The sequence below is a fragment of the Rhodococcus sp. NPDC057529 genome, assembly GCF_042802055.1.
Classification (GTDB): domain Bacteria; phylum Actinomycetota; class Actinomycetes; order Mycobacteriales; family Mycobacteriaceae; genus Rhodococcus_F.
On sequence record NZ_JBHVEY010000001.1, the window covers coordinates 87,407 to 105,484 of the forward strand.

Sequence of the window (18,078 nt, forward strand, 5' to 3'; positions counted from 1 at the left end):
GCGAACACGTCCGGACCCGCGTTTAGATTACCTATCCATGAGTGGTACCTGGACTTTGCCCGACGACCTGACCCTGCCCGGCCGGGTCGGAAGCTTTCCCGCCGCAGGTCAGCCGGTGCCGCACCACTGGTCGAGGTGCTTCGGGTGCGGAGACCAGTCGCCCGCCGGGATGTCGATGAGCTTCACCGCCGGGGACGGTCTCGACGTGTGGGGGCGGCTCGAGGTGGCACCCCGCTACCAGGGCGGTCCTGGGGTGATCCACGGCGGCATCCTCTCGACCGCGTTCGACGAGGCGCAGGGCATGGTGTGCCGGTCCATCGTCGACGGACCGGTGGTCACGGGACATCTCGAGATCGACTTCGCCAGGCCCATACCGCTGGGTTCCGTCCTCGAATTCCATGCGCGGATCGACGGGTCGATCCGCCGCAAGGTCTATACGAGCGCCGAGGCGCGCATCGTCGAGGGGCCCACCGCCGACCCCGGCGTGGTGGTGGCGACGTCGCGGGGGTTGTTCCTCACCGTCACGGCCGAACACTTCGAGAAGACGAAGGACTTCGTGGACGGCGTGCCGGAGCGCCCGTTCGGAACGTCGTCGATCTGAGCGTCGGCGTCACCGCAGCGACGCGATCGCCGCTCCCAGGTTCCCGACCTCGGTGACCTTCATGCCCTTCGGCGCGGCCCCGGAGTCGAGGGGAACGATCGCGCGGGTGAACCCGAGGCGGTGCGCCTCGGCGAGCCTGCGCCCGACGCCGGGCACCCGGCGAACCTCGCCGGCCAGTCCCACTTCGCCGAGGATCACGAGCCCGTCGGGAACGGGACGGTCCTTCACCGCGGACGCGACGGCGAGGGCCAGCGCCAGGTCGGCGGACGGCTCGGTCATCCGCATTCCGCCGACGGTGGCGGCGTAGACGTCGTTCTTCGCGATCGGCACCCCGCACCGGCGGTCGAGCACGGCCAGGACCATGGCCACCCGGGCGCTGTCGAGTCCGCTGACGGCGCGGCGGGGCGCGGGCATGGACGTGGCGGCGACGAGTGCCTGCACCTCACCGAGAAGGGGCCGTTTGCCGTCCATCATGACGGTGACGGCGGTTCCGGGAACGGCTTCGGCACGGTGGTGGAGGAACAGTCCGGACGGGTCGCTGATACCGGCGATGCCGTCTTCGCGCAGTTCGAAGCAACCGACCTCGTCGGCGGCACCGAACCGGTTCTTGACGCCGCGCACCATCCGCAGCGTCGAATGCTTGTCGCCCTCGAAGTGCAGCACCACGTCGACGAGATGCTCGAGCGACCGCGGACCGGCCACCGCACCGTCCTTGGTGACGTGGCCGATGAGGAGCACCGGCACCCCGCTGGCCTTCGCGAGGGAGGTGAGGGCGCTGGTGACAGCCTTCACCTGGGTGACGCCGCCGACCACGCCGTCGACGTCGGCGGCCAGCATGGTCTGCACGGAGTCGACGATCAGCAGGGTGGGACGCACCTGCTCGACGTGACCGAGGATGGTCGCGAGGTCGGACTCGGCGGCGAGATAGACCCGCTCGTGGACGGCGCCGGTACGGTCGGCCCGCAGTCGCACCTGACCGGCGGATTCCTCACCGGTGACGTAGAGCGACCGGTCGTCCGGGCTGCGCCGGGCCCACTGGTGGACCACCTCGAGAAGCAGGGTCGACTTGCCGACGCCGGGTTCGCCGGCGAGGAGAACGACGGAACCGGGCACCACACCGCCGCCGAGGACACGGTCGAGTTCGTCGATGCCGGTGGCCTTGGCGCGGGTGGACGTGCTGTCGATCCGCGTGATCGGAGTGGCGGGGGTGGACGGAAGGACCGCTCCGGCTCCGGCTTTCGCGAGCGAGGCGCCGGGGCGGCTCGCGACGGACGCGACGATCGGGGCCTCGTCCATCGAACCCCAGCTACCGCATTCGGGGCACCGCCCGACCCATTTGGGAACCGTGCACTGGCACGACGAGCAGCGGAAGCTGGATTTGAGTTTGGCCACCGGGCCAGCCTAGGTATCGGGTCCGACAGCGGACCCGGGCCGGCTGCTAGTGTCCGCCGCCCTCGGCTTCGGTGCCGGGCGACTTGTCGGAGACGTGCCGCTCGGTCTCGTGGCCCGCGTCGACGGGAACGGACACGGTGATGTCCCCGGCCTTCTCGAAGGCGAACGTGACGGGGAAGGTGAGGCCCGGGCGGACGCCTTCCTTCAGGCTGTTCAGCGTCACCAGGACGACGTCGGTCGGCGCGTCGGCGGTCTCGTCCGTCTCGGCGGCGGCGTCCGCGCCGGCTTCGGCGTCCCCGAGCGGCAGGCCGGCGACGAGTGCGCTCTGCGGCGGAATCTCGAGTCCGCCGGACTTCTCGCCGAGCGTGACGGACTGCGCGAAGTCGGTGCTGATGCGGGTCAGCTTGTCCGGGGTGTCCTCGTTGTTGTTGATCGCGGTGAACGCGAGGACGGCGTTGCTGCCCGGCTCGAGGCTGTACTCGGCGGAGTCGGGGTAGACGACGTGCACGTTGCGCAGGGCGATCGACCCGGCCTCCGCGCTGTTGCCGTTGACCGCGGCGACCTGACTCGACGTCTGGGTGATCTGGCCCGCACTGCACGCGGACAGCACGAGGGCCGCGCCGGCAGCGAGAGCGACGGCGGTAGCGACTCGGCGAGTCGACTTGTCGAGAGCAGTCACGAGTTGTCCTCCGGTGTCAGGTTCGCACTTCAACTAGGCAGAGTAGTAGTTCGCCCGCGTGGCCTGCTCGCTGGGTACTCACAATGGTTGTCTGCGTGCGGTTTCGGTGCCGGAGAACGGCCTTATCGGGGTGTCCGGAATGCACGTATCAGGACCCCTGTCAACCCCTAGGGTCAGGCCATGATGCCCCTGACCTGCACCGTTGATGCGACCAGGATCCGGACACGTGTTAAACTCGAATGATCGAAAGGGGCACGGGACAGATGATTTTTAAGGTCGGAGACACCGTCGTATACCCCCATCACGGTGCGGCGCTGATCGAAGCAATTGAAACCCGCACCATCAAGGGTGAGCAGAAGGAATATCTCGTTCTCAAGGTTGCTCAGGGCGATCTCACCGTACGGGTTCCCGCAGACAACGCAGAGTACGTGGGCGTACGCGACGTCGTCGGCCAGGAAGGTCTCGACAAGGTCTTCCAGGTACTGCGGGCTCCGCACACCGAAGAACCCACCAACTGGTCACGCCGCTACAAGGCGAATCTCGAAAAGCTCGCGTCCGGTGACGTCAACAAGGTTGCCGAGGTCGTTCGTGACCTGTGGCGTCGTGAGCAGGACCGCGGGCTGTCCGCGGGAGAGAAGCGCATGCTCGCGAAGGCGCGGCAGATCCTCGTCGGCGAACTCGCGCTGGCCGAAGGCACCGACAGCGACAAGGCCGAGACCATCCTCGACGAGGTCCTCGCGGCCGCGTCCTAGACAGTCGCGATACACGCAGTGGCCGAGGGAAGAGGTCCTGTAGTCGCGCTGGTTCCCGCCGCAGGTCAGGGAGTGCGTTTGGGCGAGAACAAGCCCAAGGCATTCGTTGATCTCGGTGGGACGACCATGCTGACACGCGCGGTCGACGGGCTCCTGCAGTCGGGGGCTGTCGACCGCGTCGTCGTGATCGTGCCGGAAGAACTCGTCGAGTCGACGCGCAGCCTCCTCCCCGGTGACGTCACCGTCGTGGCCGGTGGGAGTGAGCGGACCGATTCGGTTCGCGCTGGACTCGCCGCCGCCGACGACGCCGAATACGTCCTCGTGCACGACGCCGCCCGCGCTCTGACGCCGCCGTCGCTCATCGCACGAGTTGTCGCGGAGTTGCGGTGCGGCCGCACCGCGGTCATCCCCGTCCTCCCGGTGGCGGACACCATCAAGACCGTCGACGTTCTCGGCGCGGTCACCGGCACACCCGAACGGTCCGAACTGCGGGCCGTGCAGACTCCGCAGGGTTTCACCGCGGAACTGCTGCGCCGCGCGTACGCCGCCGCCGACGGCATCGCCACGGACGACGCCGGCCTGGTGGAGCGGCTCGGCGAACGGGTCCGCAGCATCGTCGGCGAACCCACAGCATTCAAGATCACCACGCCGCTGGACCTCGTGCTGGCCCGCGCGCTGGTGGAAGAGGGAGCGCGCTAGTGCGAGTCGGAATCGGGACGGACGTCCACCCGATCGAGCAGGGACGGCCGTGCTGGATGGCAGGTCTGCTGTTCGAGGGCGAGAACGGCTGCGCGGGTCATTCCGACGGCGACGTGGCCGTCCACGCACTCTGTGACGCGCTGCTCTCCGCCGCCGGCCTCGGCGATCTCGGCTCCGTCTTCGGAACCGGCAGGCCCGAGTGGTCCGGGGTGAGCGGCGCCGCGATGCTCGCGGAGGTCCGCCGACTCCTGGAGGAGGACGACTTCGGTGTCGCCAACGCCGCGGTCCAGGTGATCGGGAACCGGCCGAAGATCGGCCCGCGCCGGGACGAGGCGCAGAAGGTGCTCAGCGACATTCTGGGAGCGCCGGTTTCGGTGTCCGCGACCACCACGGACGGGCTCGGTCTCACCGGGCGCGGCGAGGGGATCGCCGCGATGGCCACCGCATTGGTCATTCCCGATCGAAGCGCCAGGTAGGATCGCTGGTCGTGACCCTGCGCCTATTCGACACCGAGACGCGGGCCTTGCGTGACTTCGCTCCGCTGGCCCCTGGACACGCATCGGTGTACCTGTGTGGCGCCACGGTGCAGGGCGACCCCCATATCGGTCACGTACGCAGCGGAGTCGCCTTCGACGTGCTGCGACGCTGGCTGCTCGCCCACGACTACGACGTGGCGTTCGTCCGCAATGTCACGGACATCGAAGACAAGATCCTGAACAAGGCCGCCGAGGCGGGCAGGCCGTGGTGGGAGTGGGCCGCCACGTTCGAGCGGTCCTTCACGTGGGCCTACCAGCAACTGGGTGTGCTGCCGCCGTCCGTCGAACCGCGCGCCACCGGGCACATCACGCAGATGGTCGAGATGATGCAGCGCCTCATCGACAACGGCCACGCGTACGCGGCGGGTGGCGACGTCTACTTCGACGTCCGCAGCTACCCCCGGTACGGCAGCCTGTCCGGGCACAAACTCGACGACGTGCACCAGGGCGAGAGCGCCGGCGAATGCAAGCGCGACCCCCGCGACTTCACGCTGTGGAAGGCGGAGAAGCCGGGCGAGCCGTCGTGGCCGACGCCGTGGGGCCGCGGCAGGCCGGGCTGGCACCTCGAGTGCTCGGCGATGGCCGAGTTCTATCTCGGGGCGGCGTTCGACATCCACTGCGGTGGCCTCGACCTGGTGTTCCCGCACCACGAGAACGAGATCGCGCAGGCCAAGTGCGCCGGCGACGACTTCGCGCAGTACTGGCTGCACAACGGCTGGGTCACCATGGGTGGCGAGAAGATGTCGAAATCGCTCGGCAACGTTCTCTCCGTGCCGAACGTCCTGAAAAAGGTTCGGCCACAAGAGCTTCGGTACTATCTCGGCAGTGCCCACTACCGGTCGATGCTCGAGTACTCCGACACCGCGCTCGACGAGGGCGCGGCCGCGTACCGCCGCATCGAATCGTTCGTCACGCGCACGCAGGAGCGCGCCGGTGAGGTCGAGGTCGGCCGGTGGACGGACGCGTTCGCTCGCGCTCTCGACGACGACCTCGCCGTCCCCGCCGCGCTCGCCGAGGTGCACGGCAAGGTCCGCGAGGGCAACATCGCGCTCGACGGGGGAGATCTCGAGGGTGCGCGCGCGATCGCGTCGCAGGTCCGGGCCATGCTCGGAATCCTCGGCGTCGACCCGCTGGACGAGCACTGGACTCAGGAGACCGCGGACGCGTCCGCGGCAACCGATGCCCTGGACGTTCTGGTCCGGGCCGAACTCGAGCGCAGGCAGACTGCCCGCGCCGAGAAGAACTGGGCTGTGGCCGACGAGGTGCGTGACCGTCTCATCCGGGCGGGCATCGAGGTCACCGATACCCCCAACGGGCCCGAGTGGTCACTCAAGGCAGGACAGTAGTAATGGCTGGAAATTCGAGTAGGCGCGGAGCCGTCCGCAAGGCCGGTACCAAGAAGGGACAGGTCGCCGGTTCCGGTGGGCAGCGGCGCAAGGGTCTGGAAGGCCGTGGTGCCACGCCGCCCGCGGAGGCCCGAACCAAGCACCCCGCCGCCAAGCGCGCCGCCCGCGCCGCCCGGGACGCCGAGAAGCAGCCGGGCCGCGGTCGTCAGACCGCCGGTCGCAAGGTGCTCGACGGCCCCGAGACCGTGCTGGGCCGCAACCCCGTCGTCGAGTGCCTGCGCGCCGGTGTTCCCGCGACCGCACTGTACGTCGCGGTCGGGACCGAGAGCGACGACCGACTGAAGGAATCCGTCCAGCGCGCGGCCGACGCGGGCATCTCCATCCTCGAGGTTCCCCGCACGGATCTCGACCGGCTCAGCGCCAACGGCATGCACCAAGGCGTCGCGTTGCAGGTGCCGCCGTACCGCTACGCGCACCCCGACGACCTGATCGCGGAGGCTCGCAAGCACCAGGAGGCGCCGCTGCTGGTGGCCCTCGACAACATCACCGACCCCCGCAACCTCGGTGCCGTCGTTCGGTCGGTGGCCGCGTTCGGTGGTCACGGCGTGGTCATCCCCGAGCGGCGCAGTGCGTCGGTCACGGCGGTGGCGTGGCGCACGAGCGCCGGTGCCGCCGCGCGACTGCCCATCGCCCGCGCCACCAATCTCACTCGCACGCTGAAGGATTGGGCGTCCAAGGGCGTTCAGGTGGTCGGGCTCGACGCGGGTGGCGACACCACGCTCGACGAGTTCGACGGCAGCGGCCCGGTGGTCGTCGTGGTCGGCTCGGAGGGCAAGGGACTGTCGCGTCTGGTGCGCGAGAACTGCGACGCCATCCTCAGCATCCCGATGGCGGGCCCCGTCGAATCGCTCAACGCGTCCGTCGCCGCGGGTGTCGTGCTCGCCGACATCGCCCGACGTCGCCGGGGTTAGATTTCCGCCCCGATCACTTCGGGATCGGCGACGTCACCACCCGGTGGAAGCGCACCCGGTGTCCGGGCCGCAGCTGCGCGGCCATCGGCAGGTCGGCCTCGGCGACCACGGCGATCACCGGGTAGCCGCCCGTCACCGGATGGTCGGCGAGGAACAGGATCGGCTGACCGTTCGGCGGCACTTGCAGGGCGCCCGCCACCATGGCCTCACTCGGCATCTCGTCCCGCACGGATCGATGCAGCGCTCCCGGGCCTTCGAGTCGCGCCCCCACCCGGTTGGTGTCGGAACTGACCGTCCACGTCTCGCGGAGAAGGGCGTCGACGGACGCGGGCGTGAACCAGTCGTCCCGCGGCCCGAGGCGGACCCGCATCGTCAACGGATCCTCGGGGGTGACGGGTGGCGGGATGATCTCGTCCGCGGGCCAGTCGCCGGCATCCGCACCCACGAGCAACCGGTCGCCCTCGGCGACGGGATCGGGGCCGAGGCCCGACAGTGTGTCGGTGGACCGGCTCCCCATCACCGCGGGCACGTCGAACCCTCCCCGCACCGCGACGTAACTGCGCAGCCCCTCGGTCGCGAACGCGATCTCCAGCAGATCCCCCGTGTCCAGGTGGAGCATCGTGTAGTCGGGTCGGGGATCGGAATTGACGGTGACGGGATTGCGGGCGCCCGTGACGGCGACGGAGACGGTCCCGGCCGCCCGCACGGCGAGCCCGCCGAGCGTGACCTCCAGAGTGGCTGCTCCGGAGTGGTTGCCCACCAACCTGTTTGCGCTGTCGTGCGCCTCGCGGTCGGCGGCACCCGACTCACCGACACCGATGGACGCATAGCCGGGGCGGCCGCGATCCTGCACGGTGGTGAACGGTCCGGTGCGCACGACCTCGAGCCAAGCCATCGTCCGATTGTCCCGCATCCCCGCGTCGTCTGGATACGCTCTCGACCATGTTGACCGCGACTCTGTACGGCCTCGGCACGGCCGTGCCCCTGCTGATCGGTGCCGTCGTCGGGCTGCGCTACGACCTGCCGCGGCCGGTCCTCGCGGCACTCATGGCGTTCGGTGCGGGAACGATGGTGGCCGCCGTGTCCACCGAATTGTTCCAGCCCGCGTTCGAGACCGAAGGGATCTGGACGGCAGGCGCGGCCCTGTTCACGGGGGCACTCGTCTACGTGGTCGCAGACCGGCTCATCGAGCAGAAACTCGGTGCCGCCGCACTCGGCTGGGCGTTGATGCTCGGTGCGCTGCTCGACGGCATCCCCGAGAACACCGCCCTCGGGGTGACGATCAGCAGCGCGGGCGGGGTGGTGCTGCTCGTCGCCGTCGCGGTCGGAAACGTGCCCGAGGCGGTTGCGGGCGCGGCGTCCATGCGGTCACAGCCGCACTTCAGCCGCGGCCGCGCCCTGTCGGTGTGGGTGGCCACCGCCGTCCTGCTGGTGCTGGTGGTGATCGGTGCCGACGCCGTGTCCGACACCATCTCCGACGGCACCATCGCGACCATCCAGGCGTTCGCCGGTGGCGCGACAATCGCCGTCCTCGCGGACTCGCTGATGCCCGAGGCCTACCGGGAAGGCGGGTGGTGGGTCGGGTTGTCCACCGCGCTCGGGTTCCTCGTCGCGTTCGGGCTCGGCGCCTAGTCCGCTCAGGCGGGCAGGGTTGCGACCGGGTAGCCGTGCGCGGCAGCGACTTCCGCGGACAGCAGCGTGCCGTCGTGGGTGGACAGGCCTGCGGCGAGGCCGGGGACGGTCGCGGTCGCTTCCTGCCAGCCCTTGTCGGCGAGCGCGACGACGTAGGGAAGGGTGGCGTTGGTGAGGGCGTAGGTGGAGGTGCGGGGGACGGCGCCGGGCATGTTGGCGACGCAGTAGAACACCGAGTCGTGGACCTGGTAGGTGGGTTCGGCGTGGGTGGTGGGCCGTGAGTCCTCGAAGCAGCCGCCCTGGTCGATGGCGATGTCGACGAGCACCGAACCGGGCTTCATCCGGGAGACCAGGTTGTTGGAGACGAGGGTGGGGGCCTTGGCTCCGGGGACGAGGACGGCTCCGATGACCAGGTCGGCGTCGAGGACGGCCTGCTCGAGTTCGAGACTGTTGGAAACGATGGTCTTGACCTGGCCGTGGTACTGGGCGTCGATCTCCCGCAGCCGGGCGATGGACAGGTCGAGGACGGTGACGTCGGCGTGCATGCCGTGCGCGATGGCGATCGCGTTCTTGCCGGAGACACCGGCGCCGATGACGACGACCTTGGCCGGACGGACGCCGGGGACACCGCCCATGAGGACGCCGCGGCCGCCGCCCTGGCGCATCAGGTGGTAGGCGCCGGCCTGCGGGGCGAGGCGTCCGGCGACCTCGCTCATCGGGGCGAGCAGCGGCAGCGAGCCGTCGGCGCCGGTGACGGTTTCGTAGGCGATGGAGGTGGTCTTCGACGCGAGCAGGGCGTCGGTGCAGTCCTTGGATGCGGCGAGGTGCAGGTAGGTGAACAGCACTTGGTCCTGGCGGAGGCGGGGGTATTCCTCGGCGATGGGTTCTTTGACCTTCAGCAGCAGGTCGGCGCCTTCCCAGACCTGGTCGGCGGTCTCGAGGATCTGAGCGCCTGCGGCTTTGAAGTCTGTGTCGGCGAAGGACGAGCCGACCCCGGCCCCGGTTTCGATGATCACCTCGTGGCCGCGGCCGACGAGTTCGTGGACACCGGCGGGGGTGATGGCCACCCGGTATTCGTGGTTCTTGATCTCGCGGGGGATGCCGATCTTCATGAGAACTCCGTGCTGTTGGAAATTCGATTGGTAGGAGCCAATGGTGAAGAAAGCGATCATTCATGCCAATAGTTCTGAAGATAATTCTCAAGATTGGGGTTCCGGCTCGCGACCATTCGGCCGTCGGCGGCCTGAGCGGGTTCTCGTCGAACGATGTTCGAGAGTGGCTCCGCCCCGTGAGTACTTATTAACCGCCCGCCGTTAATAAGTACTCACGGGCGGCGGAGCTGCAGGATCAGCATGGCCGTGTGCAGCGACGTCCGGGACTCGGCGTCGTCGAGGTCGACACCGAGCAGACGCTCGATCGTGGCGAGCTTCGCGTAGAGCGTGGGGCGCGAGAGGTGGAGCCTCTTCGCGAGTTCCGTCTTGTTGCCACCGAGTTCGAGGAAGCTCCGCAGGACTTCGACGCTGTCGCCGCCGTGACGCGCCCGATGCTCCAGCAGGCCGCGGAGTTCGGTCTCGGCGAACGCCTGCACCCGCGGATCGGTCCGGATCAGGGTGAGGAGACCGCGCAACCGGATGTCGGCTGCCCGGTGAAAGGCCTTGTCGTCCGGTGGCAACGACAGCGCGACGTCGGCGATGTGCGCGGATTCCGCGAGGCCGCCGGCGGCGTCGAGGAGCCGGGTCGATTCGGGGCCGACGCCGATCGTGCAGTGCAGGACGCCGTCGAGCCGGGTGAGTGCGGCGCGGATCGCCACGCAGAGTTCGGTCAGCGCGCCGGGTGTGGACGCCGGCGGATGGGACAGGAGTAGGTCGATCTGCCCGGCCCGGGTGTTCGCGGTCAGTGCCGTCTGCCGCGACGTCCGGACCGCGTGACGCACGGCGTCGAGCATGGTGATCCGGCGTCGCTGTGCCAGAACCTGGTCGGCGCTGGCGGTTTCGCCGACCCGGACCGTCATCGGCAGGTACGTCAGGGCCGGCCGGAGACCGAGTGCGTGGGCGCGTGCGGTCGCCTCGGCCTCGTCCTGGATGCGTCCGCGGCGGAGTTCGTCGATGAGCCCGCTCTGGGCCTGCTGCTCGAGTGCGGTCCGGTCCTGTTCGACCATGCGGTGCAATGCAAGCGCCTGGGCCGCGCGTTCGAGGGTCATCCGCGCGCGACCTTCCGCGGCGACCGGGCGGGGGGCGACGAGTCGTCCCCATTCCTGCCGATGTGCGCCGACGGGCGTCGTCGTCCACGACTCCGGACCGTCGACCGCGGTCTGATGCGACACGGGCGTGAGCCGCGACCGGCGTTCCCACTCGGCGAGGAGGTCCGCCGTCGCGGTGCCCTGCGCCGCGAACGCCAGCACCTGCCGGTTGAGGTCTTCGAGCACGATCGGGGCGCCGAGCATGCCGGCCGCGGCGTCGACGATCTCGCCGAGCGACGCCCGCTTCATGCTGAGGTCGGTGAAGACCTCGTGGGCGTGCCGTGCGAACGCGACCTCGTCGTACTGCTCTGCGACGATCGACCGGTGCACAGCCTCGGTGACCTCGACGAACTTGATCTGACGGTGCAGCGCGATCACGGGGAACGACAGTCTGTCGGCGGCGCGTGCCACACCTTCCGGGACCGTGTCGACGTGGACGCCGAGTTCTACGACGAGTCCGGCTGCGCCCGCCGCGGCCAGTCCTTCCAGGTATCCCACGCTCGACGAGTCGTCGGCGAGGGGCTGCCCGGTGGTGAGGACGAGTTCGCCGCCCTGGAGGAGGTTCGACAGGTCGGGTAGATCGCTGACGTGCACCCATCGCACCGGCCTGTCGAGCGGTCCGCCGCCGATCACCTCGGGCGTCCCGGCCTGGACGACCGGGAGCGCCAGGATGTCGACGATGGTGGGCAGCATTTACGCAGTGTAAATCAGAAGGCGGATTGCTATACAGATCGTCGGGCTCTGGGGGCTGGTTCACGGACCAGAGTGGAGGCATCACGCGATCCGTGCGGATCGCCCCGGTATCCGCTCTCTCTCGGTAAGGACACCCATTTCATGACACACAGCGACGGCGCCGCGCAGACCCGAACGATCGCGCACTCCGGCGAAGGCCGGATCATCTCGCACTCCGGCGAAGGCCGGATCATCTCGCACTGGTTCGACAACAAGAGCTTCGCCGGCACGAGCGGTAACACCGCACCCGTGACGAATCCCGCGTCCGGCGCCGTAACGGGCGAGGTCGCCCTCGCCAGCGTCGAGGACGCCCGCGCCGTCATCGACTCGGCCGCCGCCGCGTTCCCCGCCTGGCGTGATACTTCGCTGGCCAAGCGGACGCAGATCATCTTCAAGTTCCGGGAACTGCTCAACGAGCGCAAGGGTGAACTCGCCGAGATCATCACCTCGGAGCACGGCAAGGTCGTCTCCGACGCATTGGGCGAGGTCTCCCGCGGCCAGGAGGTCGTCGAATTCGCCTGCGGCATCGCGCATCTGCTCAAGGGCGGCATGACCGAAAATGCCTCCACCAACGTCGACGTGCACTCGATTCGTCAGCCCGTCGGCCCCGTCGGCATCATCTCCCCGTTCAATTTCCCCGCGATGGTGCCGATGTGGTTCTTCCCCATCGCCATCGCCGCCGGCAACACGGTGGTGTTGAAGCCGTCGGAGAAGGACCCCACCGCCGCCATCTGGATGGCCGAACTGTGGGCCGAGGCCGGACTGCCCGCAGGGGTGTTCAACGTGCTGCAGGGTGACAAAACCTCCGTCGACGAACTCCTCACCAACCCCGCGATCAAGGCCATCAGCTTCGTCGGGTCCACCCCCATCGCGCAGTACGTCTACGCCACCGGCACCGCCCACGGCAAACGCGTTCAGGCGTTGGGTGGCGCCAAGAACCACGCCATCGTCCTGCCCGACGCCGACCTCGACCTCGCGGCCGACGCCATGGTCAACGCCGGCTTCGGATCCGCGGGTGAGCGCTGCATGGCCATCTCCGCCCTCGTCGCCGTCGGCGACATCGCCGACGAACTCGTCGCCAAAATCAAGACGCGCACCGACACGTTGAAGATCGGCGACGGCACCAAGGACTCCGACATGGGTCCGCTGGTGACGAAGGTGCACCGGGACAAGGTCGCGTCCTACATCGACGCCGGCGAGACGGACGGAGCCACCATCGTCGTGGACGGCCGCACCGTGCAGGCCGACGGCGGGGCGGACGGGTTCTGGCTCGGCCCGACGCTGATCGACCACGTCACCACCGACATGAGTGTGTACACCGACGAGATCTTCGGACCCGTCCTGTCCGTGATTCGCGTCGAGAGCTACGACGAGGCGCTGGAACTCATCAATTCCGGTCCGTTCGGCAACGGCACCGCGATCTTCACCAACGACGGCGGCGCGGCCCGCCGGTTCCAGAACGAGGTCGAGGTCGGGATGGTCGGCATCAATGTGCCGATTCCGGTCCCGACCGCGTACTACTCCTTCGGTGGCTGGAAGAACTCGCTGTTCGGCGACACCCACGCCCACGGCGCCGAGGGTGTGCACTTCTTCACCCGCGGCAAGGTCGTCACCAGCCGTTGGCTCGACCCGAGCCACGGCGGCATCAACCTCGGCTTCCCCCAGAACAACTGAGCAGGAAAGGACCCACGGTCATGACGACGACAGTCTCCCAGGAACTCCTGCCCACCGGTCAGCCCCTCGACGCGGCCCGTGCCGAGGGTGAGCGCGCCTACGCGCTCGACCGCGCGCACGTGTTCCACTCGTGGTCGGCGCAGGAGCAGATCACGCCGATGACGATCCTCGCGTCCGAGGGTTCGTACGTGTGGGACGGTGCCGGGAACCGCATGCTGGACTTCTCGTCCCAGCTGGTCAACACGAACATCGGGCACCAGCACCCCAAAGTCGTTGCCGCCATTCAGGAGCAGGCCGCGAAGCTGTGCACCGTCGCACCGCAGTACGCGAACGATGCCCGCTCCGAGGCCGCGCGGCTGATCGCCGAGCGGACCCCGGGTGACCTGAACAAGGTGTTCTTCACCAACGGTGGCGCCGACGCCAACGAGCACGCCGTGCGCATGGCCCGCCTGCACACCGGCCGCTACAAGGTGCTCTCCCGCTACCGGTCGTACCACGGTGGCACGGACACCGCGATCAACCTCACCGGCGATCCGCGTCGGTGGCCCAACGACTACGGCAACAGCGGAGTCGTCCACTTCCACGGACCGTTCCTGTACCGGTCGCAGTTCCACTCGGAGAACGAGCAGCAGGAAACCGAGCGCGCGCTCCAGTACCTCGATCAGCTGATCCGTCTGGAGGGACCGAATTCGATCGCGGCGATCGTGCTCGAATCCGTTCCCGGGACCGCGGGGATCATGGTGCCCCCGCCCGGATACATGGCCGGCGTCCGCGAGATCTGCGACCGCTACGGCATCGTGTTCATCGCGGACGAGGTGATGTCGGGGTTCGGCCGGACCGGAAAGTGGTTCGCGATCGACCATTTCGGTGTGGTACCCGACCTGATCACGTTCGCGAAGGGCGTCAACTCCGGCTACGTTCCGCTCGGCGGTGTCGCGATCAGCGAGAAGATCGCGGCGACGTTCGCCAACCGGCCGTACCCGGGCGGACTCACCTACTCGGGACATCCGCTCGCCACCGCCGCCGCGGTCGCGACGATCACTGCGATGGAGGACGAGGGGATCGTCGAGAACGCGGCGCGGATCGGCAGCGAGATTCTCGGTCCCGGACTGCGTGGCCTCGCCGACCGGCACCCGTCGATCGGTGAAGTGCGCGGGCTCGGCGTGTTCTGGGCGATCGAGCTCGTCGCCGACCGTGCCACGAAGGAACCGCTCGCCCCGTACGGTGCGTCCAGCCCGGCGATGAACGAGGTGATCGCGGCGTGCAAGGCAAGTGGTCTGTTGCCGTTCGCGAACTTCAATCGCATTCACGCGGTACCGCCGTGCACCGTCACCGAGGCCGAGGCCCGTGAGGGTCTCGCGATTCTCGACTCGGTTCTCGACATCGCGGACGCACACCGCAACTCCTGACACACCCCGTCCGACGACACCCTCGTGTCCCGACACTCGATCCGTCCCGCGGTCAATGGCGCCCGCGGGGCGGATCTTTCTCTATTCCACGACAACCACTCGGCGCCCGGATCTCAACGGAGAGAATCTATGAGCTCGATTTCGTCCACGCTCGCCCCGTCCCTGCCGGAAGGCTATGTCGAAGAACGGGATCGGCCGCCGGTCCCCGACGTCGCCATCCTCGACCGACTGACCGCCGACGCCTTCGACCTGCACGTCGACACCGCCGGAACCGGTGAGAACCCGCAATTCCGGGTCACGCTCTACAGCGGAGGGGCGACCGTGTCGCTCGAGCGGGTGCTCCGCCTCCTCGGCAGTCTCGACCTCGAGGTCGTCGACCAGCGGACGTCCGTGTTCCGCCGCGCCGACGGTCTGGTGTGCCGGCTCTACGACTTCCGGGTGTCCGCGGGACCGCTCGTCGCGTCCGCGATGGCCGCGGGATCCGTCGAACCCGAGGCCGTCGTCGAGACGTTCCGGGCGATGTGGTCGGGCCGGGCGGAGGCGGATCGGTTCAACGTGCTGGTACTCGCCGCCGGCCTGGACTGGCGTGAGGTCGTGCTCCTGCGCGCCTACGCACGCTTCCTGCGGCAGAGCGCTCTGCCCTACGACCAGGGCCGGATCGAGGCGGTGCTGCTGTCGCGTCCCGAGTTCGCCTCTGCGGTCGTGGGTCTGTTCCACGCGCACTTCGATCCGCGCGGGCATTCCGCCGGTGAGGTCGAAACCCGTCGGACCAGAGTCGAATCACTGCTCGAGGAGGTCGAGGGCCTCGACGCCGACCGGATCCTGCGCGCGTACGTGAATCTCGTCTCGGCGACGACCCGCACCAACTTCTACCGGGACGGGACGCTCGGTCCGTCGCGGCCCCAGTTGTCGCTGAAGTTCCGCTCCGGCGAGATCGACGAACTCCCGCGGCCGCGGCCGCTCTACGAGGTCTTCGTGTATTCACCGGACATGGAGGGTGTGCACCTGCGGTACGGACCCGTCTCGCGCGGTGGGCTCCGCTGGTCCGACCGCCCCGACGACTATCGCACCGAGATCCTCGGACTCGTCAAGGCGCAGGCGGTGAAGAACGCCGTCATCGTGCCCGCAGGCGCCAAGGGCGGTTTCGTCGTGCGCAACCCGTCGTCGACCGGCCTGGACTGCTACCGGCAGTTCATCTCCGGGTTGCTCGACGTCACCGACAACCGTTCGGACACCGCCGAATCGGTGCACCCGGACGGCGTCGTCTGCCGCGACGGCGACGACCCCTACCTGGTGGTGGCGGCGGACAAGGGCACGGCCACGTTCTCCGACGCCGCCAACGAGGTGGCCCGGACTTACGACTTCTGGCTGGGGGACGCGTTCGCGTCCGGTGGTTCGGTCGGCTACGACCACAAGAAGATGGGCATCACCGCGAAGGGTGCCTGGGTGAGCGTCACCCGGCATCTGTCCGAACTCGGAATCGACGTCGATCGTGACAGCTTCACGGTGGCGGGGATCGGCGACATGAGCGGCGACGTGTTCGGGAACGCCATGCTCGCGACGTCGGGGATCGGCCTGGTCGCCGCGTTCGACCACCGGCACATCTTCGTCGACCCCACTCCCCGCCGCGAGCAGGCCCGGCAGGAACGCCGCCGGTTGTTCGAACTGCCGAGGTCGTCGTGGGCCGACTACGACCGGTCCCTCATCAGTGCGGGCGGGGGTGTCTGGTCGCGGGAGAGCAAGTCGATTCCGGTGAGCAGCCAGATGCGGGCGGCGCTCGGACTGGCAGAGTCGGTGACGACGCTGACGCCGCCGGAGATGATCCGCGCCATCCTCGCCGCCCCGGTGGATCTGCTGTTCAACGGCGGCGTCGGGACGTACGTCAAGGCGTCGTCGGAGTCGCACACGGATGCGGGGGACAAGGCGAACGACAACGTCCGGATCGACGCCGGCCGGCTGCGCGCACGGGCCGTCGCCGAGGGCGGCAACCTGGGCGTGACTGCACTCGCCCGCATCGAATTCGCCCGCACGGGTGGACGCGTCAACACGGACGCACTGGACAACTCGGCCGGCGTGGACTGCTCGGACCACGAGGTGAACATCAAGATCCTGCTCGACTCCCTGCCGGTCGACCGACGGCTCGACCCGTCCCGGCGCTCGGACCTGCTCGGGACGCTCACCGACGACGTGTCGGACCTCGTTCTCGCGAACAATCGTGCACAGAACCGGGTGCTCGGCGACGCCCGGTCGAACGCCCACCGGATGGTGGACGTGCACGCACGGATGGTGAACGACCTGGTCGACAAGCGCGGTCTGGACTGCGAACTGGAGGCGCTGCCCACCGCCGACGGCTTCACCGAGCTGTCGGAGGCGGGCCTCGGGCTGACCTCACCGGAACTGGCGACCCTCCTCGCGCACGCGAAACTGGATCTGAAAGCGGAACTGGAGGATTCGGACGTCTTCACCGACGGGTACTTCTCCGAACGGCTTTGCGCGTACTTCCCGGCCGCACTGAGCTCCGTCCTCCCCATCGACACGCACCCCCTCCGCCAGGAGATCCTCGCCACCGAGATCGTGAACGACATCTTCGCCCGCGGCGGGCTCACGTACGCGTACCGGTTGCGCGAAGAGACGGGGGCCGGGCCCGCGGATGTGGTGCGTGCGTTCGTCATCACGTCGGAAGTGTTCGGGCTCGAGGAACTCTGGTCCGACATCGCCGCGGCGAAACTGCCGCCGGCCGCGGAGTACGAATTGGTCGTCGAGGCCCGCAGACTGCTCGACCGGGCGTCGCGGTGGTTCCTCGCCAACCGACGTCAGCCGCTGTCGGTGGACGCCGAGATCGACGAGTTCCGGCGTGACGTCCACGCGCATTCCGTCGACGTCGGCGGATGGCTCCGCGGCGCCGAGGCGCTGGCGATGGAGGAAACGCGGCGAATCTACGACGAGGCGGGCGTGGAGACGTCCATCGCCCGGCGCATCGCCGACGGCCTCTACCGGTTCAGTCTGCTCGACATCGTGGACGTCGCACGAGAAGTGGGACGCGACGTTGCCGAGGTGGCGCCGCTCTACTTCGCCCTCTCCGATCACCTCGGCGTGGATCGCTGGCTGATCAAGGTGTCGGCCCTTCCGCGCGGCGAACGGTGGCACACGCTCGCCCGGGTGGCGCTGCGGGACGATCTGTACCGTTCCGTCCGGCTCCTGACCAGGGACGTGTTGTCCTCGGGTGAGCCCGGCGATTCGGCGGACTCCCGGATTCTGCTGTGGGAGACGACGAACAGCGCCCGGATCGAGCGAGCTCGACGGACGCTGGGGGAGATCGACGCCGCGTCAACCCACGACCTCGCATCGCTGTCGGTCGCGGCTCGCCACGTGCGGTCCATGGCCTGATGTGCTTCGCGCCTGTGAGTACTTGTTAA

15 protein-coding genes are annotated in these 18,078 nt (G+C 68.7%); 10 read left to right on the plus strand and 5 right to left on the minus strand.

What is annotated here, in order from left to right; translation table 11 throughout:
* The first annotated feature begins 37 nt into the window (after positions 1-37).
* Positions 38-601 carry a PaaI family thioesterase gene (locus ACFU5V_RS00440; protein ID WP_378431684.1) on the plus strand — a complete coding sequence of 188 codons (564 nt, stop codon included), beginning with the start codon at positions 38-40 and terminating at the stop codon, positions 599-601.
* 9 nt (positions 602-610) lie between these two features.
* Here ACFU5V_RS00440 and radA read toward each other — a convergent pair whose 3' ends face one another.
* Positions 611-1,993 carry a DNA repair protein RadA gene (radA, locus tag ACFU5V_RS00445; RefSeq protein WP_378695960.1) on the minus strand — a complete coding sequence of 461 codons (1,383 nt, stop codon included), beginning with the start codon at positions 1,991-1,993 and terminating at the stop codon, positions 611-613.
* A gap of 46 nt (positions 1,994-2,039) precedes the next feature.
* Complete coding sequence (locus ACFU5V_RS00450) at positions 2,040-2,672, minus strand: hypothetical protein (RefSeq protein ID WP_378695962.1); 633 nt, start codon at positions 2,670-2,672, stop codon at positions 2,040-2,042.
* Between the two features lie 263 nt (positions 2,673-2,935).
* On the opposite strand from ACFU5V_RS00450, the gene carD reads away from it, so the two are divergent.
* Genes carD through rlmB form a run of 5 tightly spaced genes read left to right on the plus strand, consistent with a single transcriptional unit; the run spans position 2,936 to position 6,976 of the window.
* On the plus strand, positions 2,936-3,424 hold the full coding sequence (gene carD / locus ACFU5V_RS00455) for an RNA polymerase-binding transcription factor CarD (protein WP_005262216.1): 489 nt from the start codon (positions 2,936-2,938) through the stop codon (positions 3,422-3,424).
* An 18-nt stretch (positions 3,425-3,442) separates the two neighbouring features.
* Positions 3,443-4,123 (plus strand): 2-C-methyl-D-erythritol 4-phosphate cytidylyltransferase, encoded by a 681-nt coding sequence (ispD, locus tag ACFU5V_RS00460; RefSeq protein WP_378695964.1) that lies wholly within the window; start codon positions 3,443-3,445, stop codon positions 4,121-4,123.
* Complete coding sequence (gene ispF / locus ACFU5V_RS00465; RefSeq protein ID WP_378431680.1) at positions 4,123-4,599, plus strand: 2-C-methyl-D-erythritol 2,4-cyclodiphosphate synthase; 477 nt, start codon at positions 4,123-4,125, stop codon at positions 4,597-4,599. Before ispD ends, ispF begins: the two co-directional genes overlap by 1 nt.
* Before the next feature lie 11 nt (positions 4,600-4,610).
* Positions 4,611-6,005 (plus strand): cysteine--tRNA ligase, encoded by a 1,395-nt coding sequence (gene cysS / locus ACFU5V_RS00470; RefSeq protein WP_276139081.1) that lies wholly within the window; start codon positions 4,611-4,613, stop codon positions 6,003-6,005.
* A 2-nt stretch (positions 6,006-6,007) separates the two neighbouring features.
* On the plus strand, positions 6,008-6,976 hold the full coding sequence (gene rlmB / locus ACFU5V_RS00475; protein WP_378431678.1) for a 23S rRNA (guanosine(2251)-2'-O)-methyltransferase RlmB: 969 nt from the start codon (positions 6,008-6,010) through the stop codon (positions 6,974-6,976).
* A gap of 13 nt (positions 6,977-6,989) precedes the next feature.
* Here rlmB and ACFU5V_RS00480 read toward each other — a convergent pair whose 3' ends face one another.
* Positions 6,990-7,871, minus strand: coding sequence for a biotin-dependent carboxyltransferase family protein (locus tag ACFU5V_RS00480; RefSeq protein WP_378695966.1), 882 nt, complete (start codon positions 7,869-7,871; stop codon positions 6,990-6,992).
* A gap of 47 nt (positions 7,872-7,918) precedes the next feature.
* Between ACFU5V_RS00480 and ACFU5V_RS00485 the strand changes: the two genes are divergently transcribed.
* Entirely contained in the window at positions 7,919-8,608 is a 690-nt protein-coding gene (locus ACFU5V_RS00485) for a ZIP family metal transporter (protein ID WP_276139084.1), read from the plus strand.
* Positions 8,609-8,613: 5 nt separating this feature from the next.
* Here the strand turns inward: ACFU5V_RS00485 and ald are convergent, their stop codons facing one another.
* Positions 8,614-9,720: an alanine dehydrogenase gene (gene ald, locus ACFU5V_RS00490; protein WP_378695968.1), complete on the minus strand. Its 1,107-nt coding sequence runs from the start codon at positions 9,718-9,720 to the stop codon at positions 8,614-8,616.
* A gap of 212 nt (positions 9,721-9,932) precedes the next feature.
* Positions 9,933-11,540 (minus strand): PucR family transcriptional regulator, encoded by a 1,608-nt coding sequence (locus ACFU5V_RS00495; RefSeq protein ID WP_378695970.1) that lies wholly within the window; start codon positions 11,538-11,540, stop codon positions 9,933-9,935.
* A gap of 141 nt (positions 11,541-11,681) precedes the next feature.
* Between ACFU5V_RS00495 and ACFU5V_RS00500 the strand changes: the two genes are divergently transcribed.
* From ACFU5V_RS00500 to ACFU5V_RS00510, 3 genes are all read left to right on the plus strand, one after another.
* Positions 11,682-13,253, plus strand: a complete 1,572-nt coding sequence (locus tag ACFU5V_RS00500; protein WP_378695972.1) for a CoA-acylating methylmalonate-semialdehyde dehydrogenase — start codon at positions 11,682-11,684, stop codon at positions 13,251-13,253.
* 20 nt (positions 13,254-13,273) lie between these two features.
* On the plus strand, positions 13,274-14,662 hold the full coding sequence (locus ACFU5V_RS00505; RefSeq protein ID WP_378695974.1) for an aspartate aminotransferase family protein: 1,389 nt from the start codon (positions 13,274-13,276) through the stop codon (positions 14,660-14,662).
* A gap of 129 nt (positions 14,663-14,791) precedes the next feature.
* On the plus strand, positions 14,792-18,049 hold the full coding sequence (locus ACFU5V_RS00510) for an NAD-glutamate dehydrogenase domain-containing protein (protein ID WP_378695976.1): 3,258 nt from the start codon (positions 14,792-14,794) through the stop codon (positions 18,047-18,049).
* Positions 18,050-18,078: the final 29 nt, after the last annotated feature.

What these genes read in the sequence shown, in the direction of transcription:
- ACFU5V_RS00485 (WP_276139084.1), top strand. Translation starts at nt 7,919, where the DNA reads ATGTTGACCGCGACTCTGTACGGCCTCGGCACGGCCGTGCCCCTGCTG.
- ald (WP_378695968.1), bottom strand. Translation starts at nt 9,720, where the DNA reads ATGAAGATCGGCATCCCCCGCGAGATCAAGAACCACGAATACCGGGTG.
- ACFU5V_RS00505 (WP_378695974.1), top strand. Translation starts at nt 13,274, where the DNA reads ATGACGACGACAGTCTCCCAGGAACTCCTGCCCACCGGTCAGCCCCTC.
- ACFU5V_RS00500 (WP_378695972.1), top strand. Translation starts at nt 11,682, where the DNA reads ATGACACACAGCGACGGCGCCGCGCAGACCCGAACGATCGCGCACTCC.
- ACFU5V_RS00510 (WP_378695976.1), top strand. Translation starts at nt 14,792, where the DNA reads ATGAGCTCGATTTCGTCCACGCTCGCCCCGTCCCTGCCGGAAGGCTAT.
- ACFU5V_RS00440 (WP_378431684.1), top strand. Translation starts at nt 38, where the DNA reads ATGAGTGGTACCTGGACTTTGCCCGACGACCTGACCCTGCCCGGCCGG.
- carD (WP_005262216.1), top strand. Translation starts at nt 2,936, where the DNA reads ATGATTTTTAAGGTCGGAGACACCGTCGTATACCCCCATCACGGTGCG.
- rlmB (WP_378431678.1), top strand. Translation starts at nt 6,008, where the DNA reads ATGGCTGGAAATTCGAGTAGGCGCGGAGCCGTCCGCAAGGCCGGTACC.
- ACFU5V_RS00495 (WP_378695970.1), bottom strand. Translation starts at nt 11,540, where the DNA reads ATGCTGCCCACCATCGTCGACATCCTGGCGCTCCCGGTCGTCCAGGCC.
- ACFU5V_RS00480 (WP_378695966.1), bottom strand. Translation starts at nt 7,871, where the DNA reads ATGGCTTGGCTCGAGGTCGTGCGCACCGGACCGTTCACCACCGTGCAG.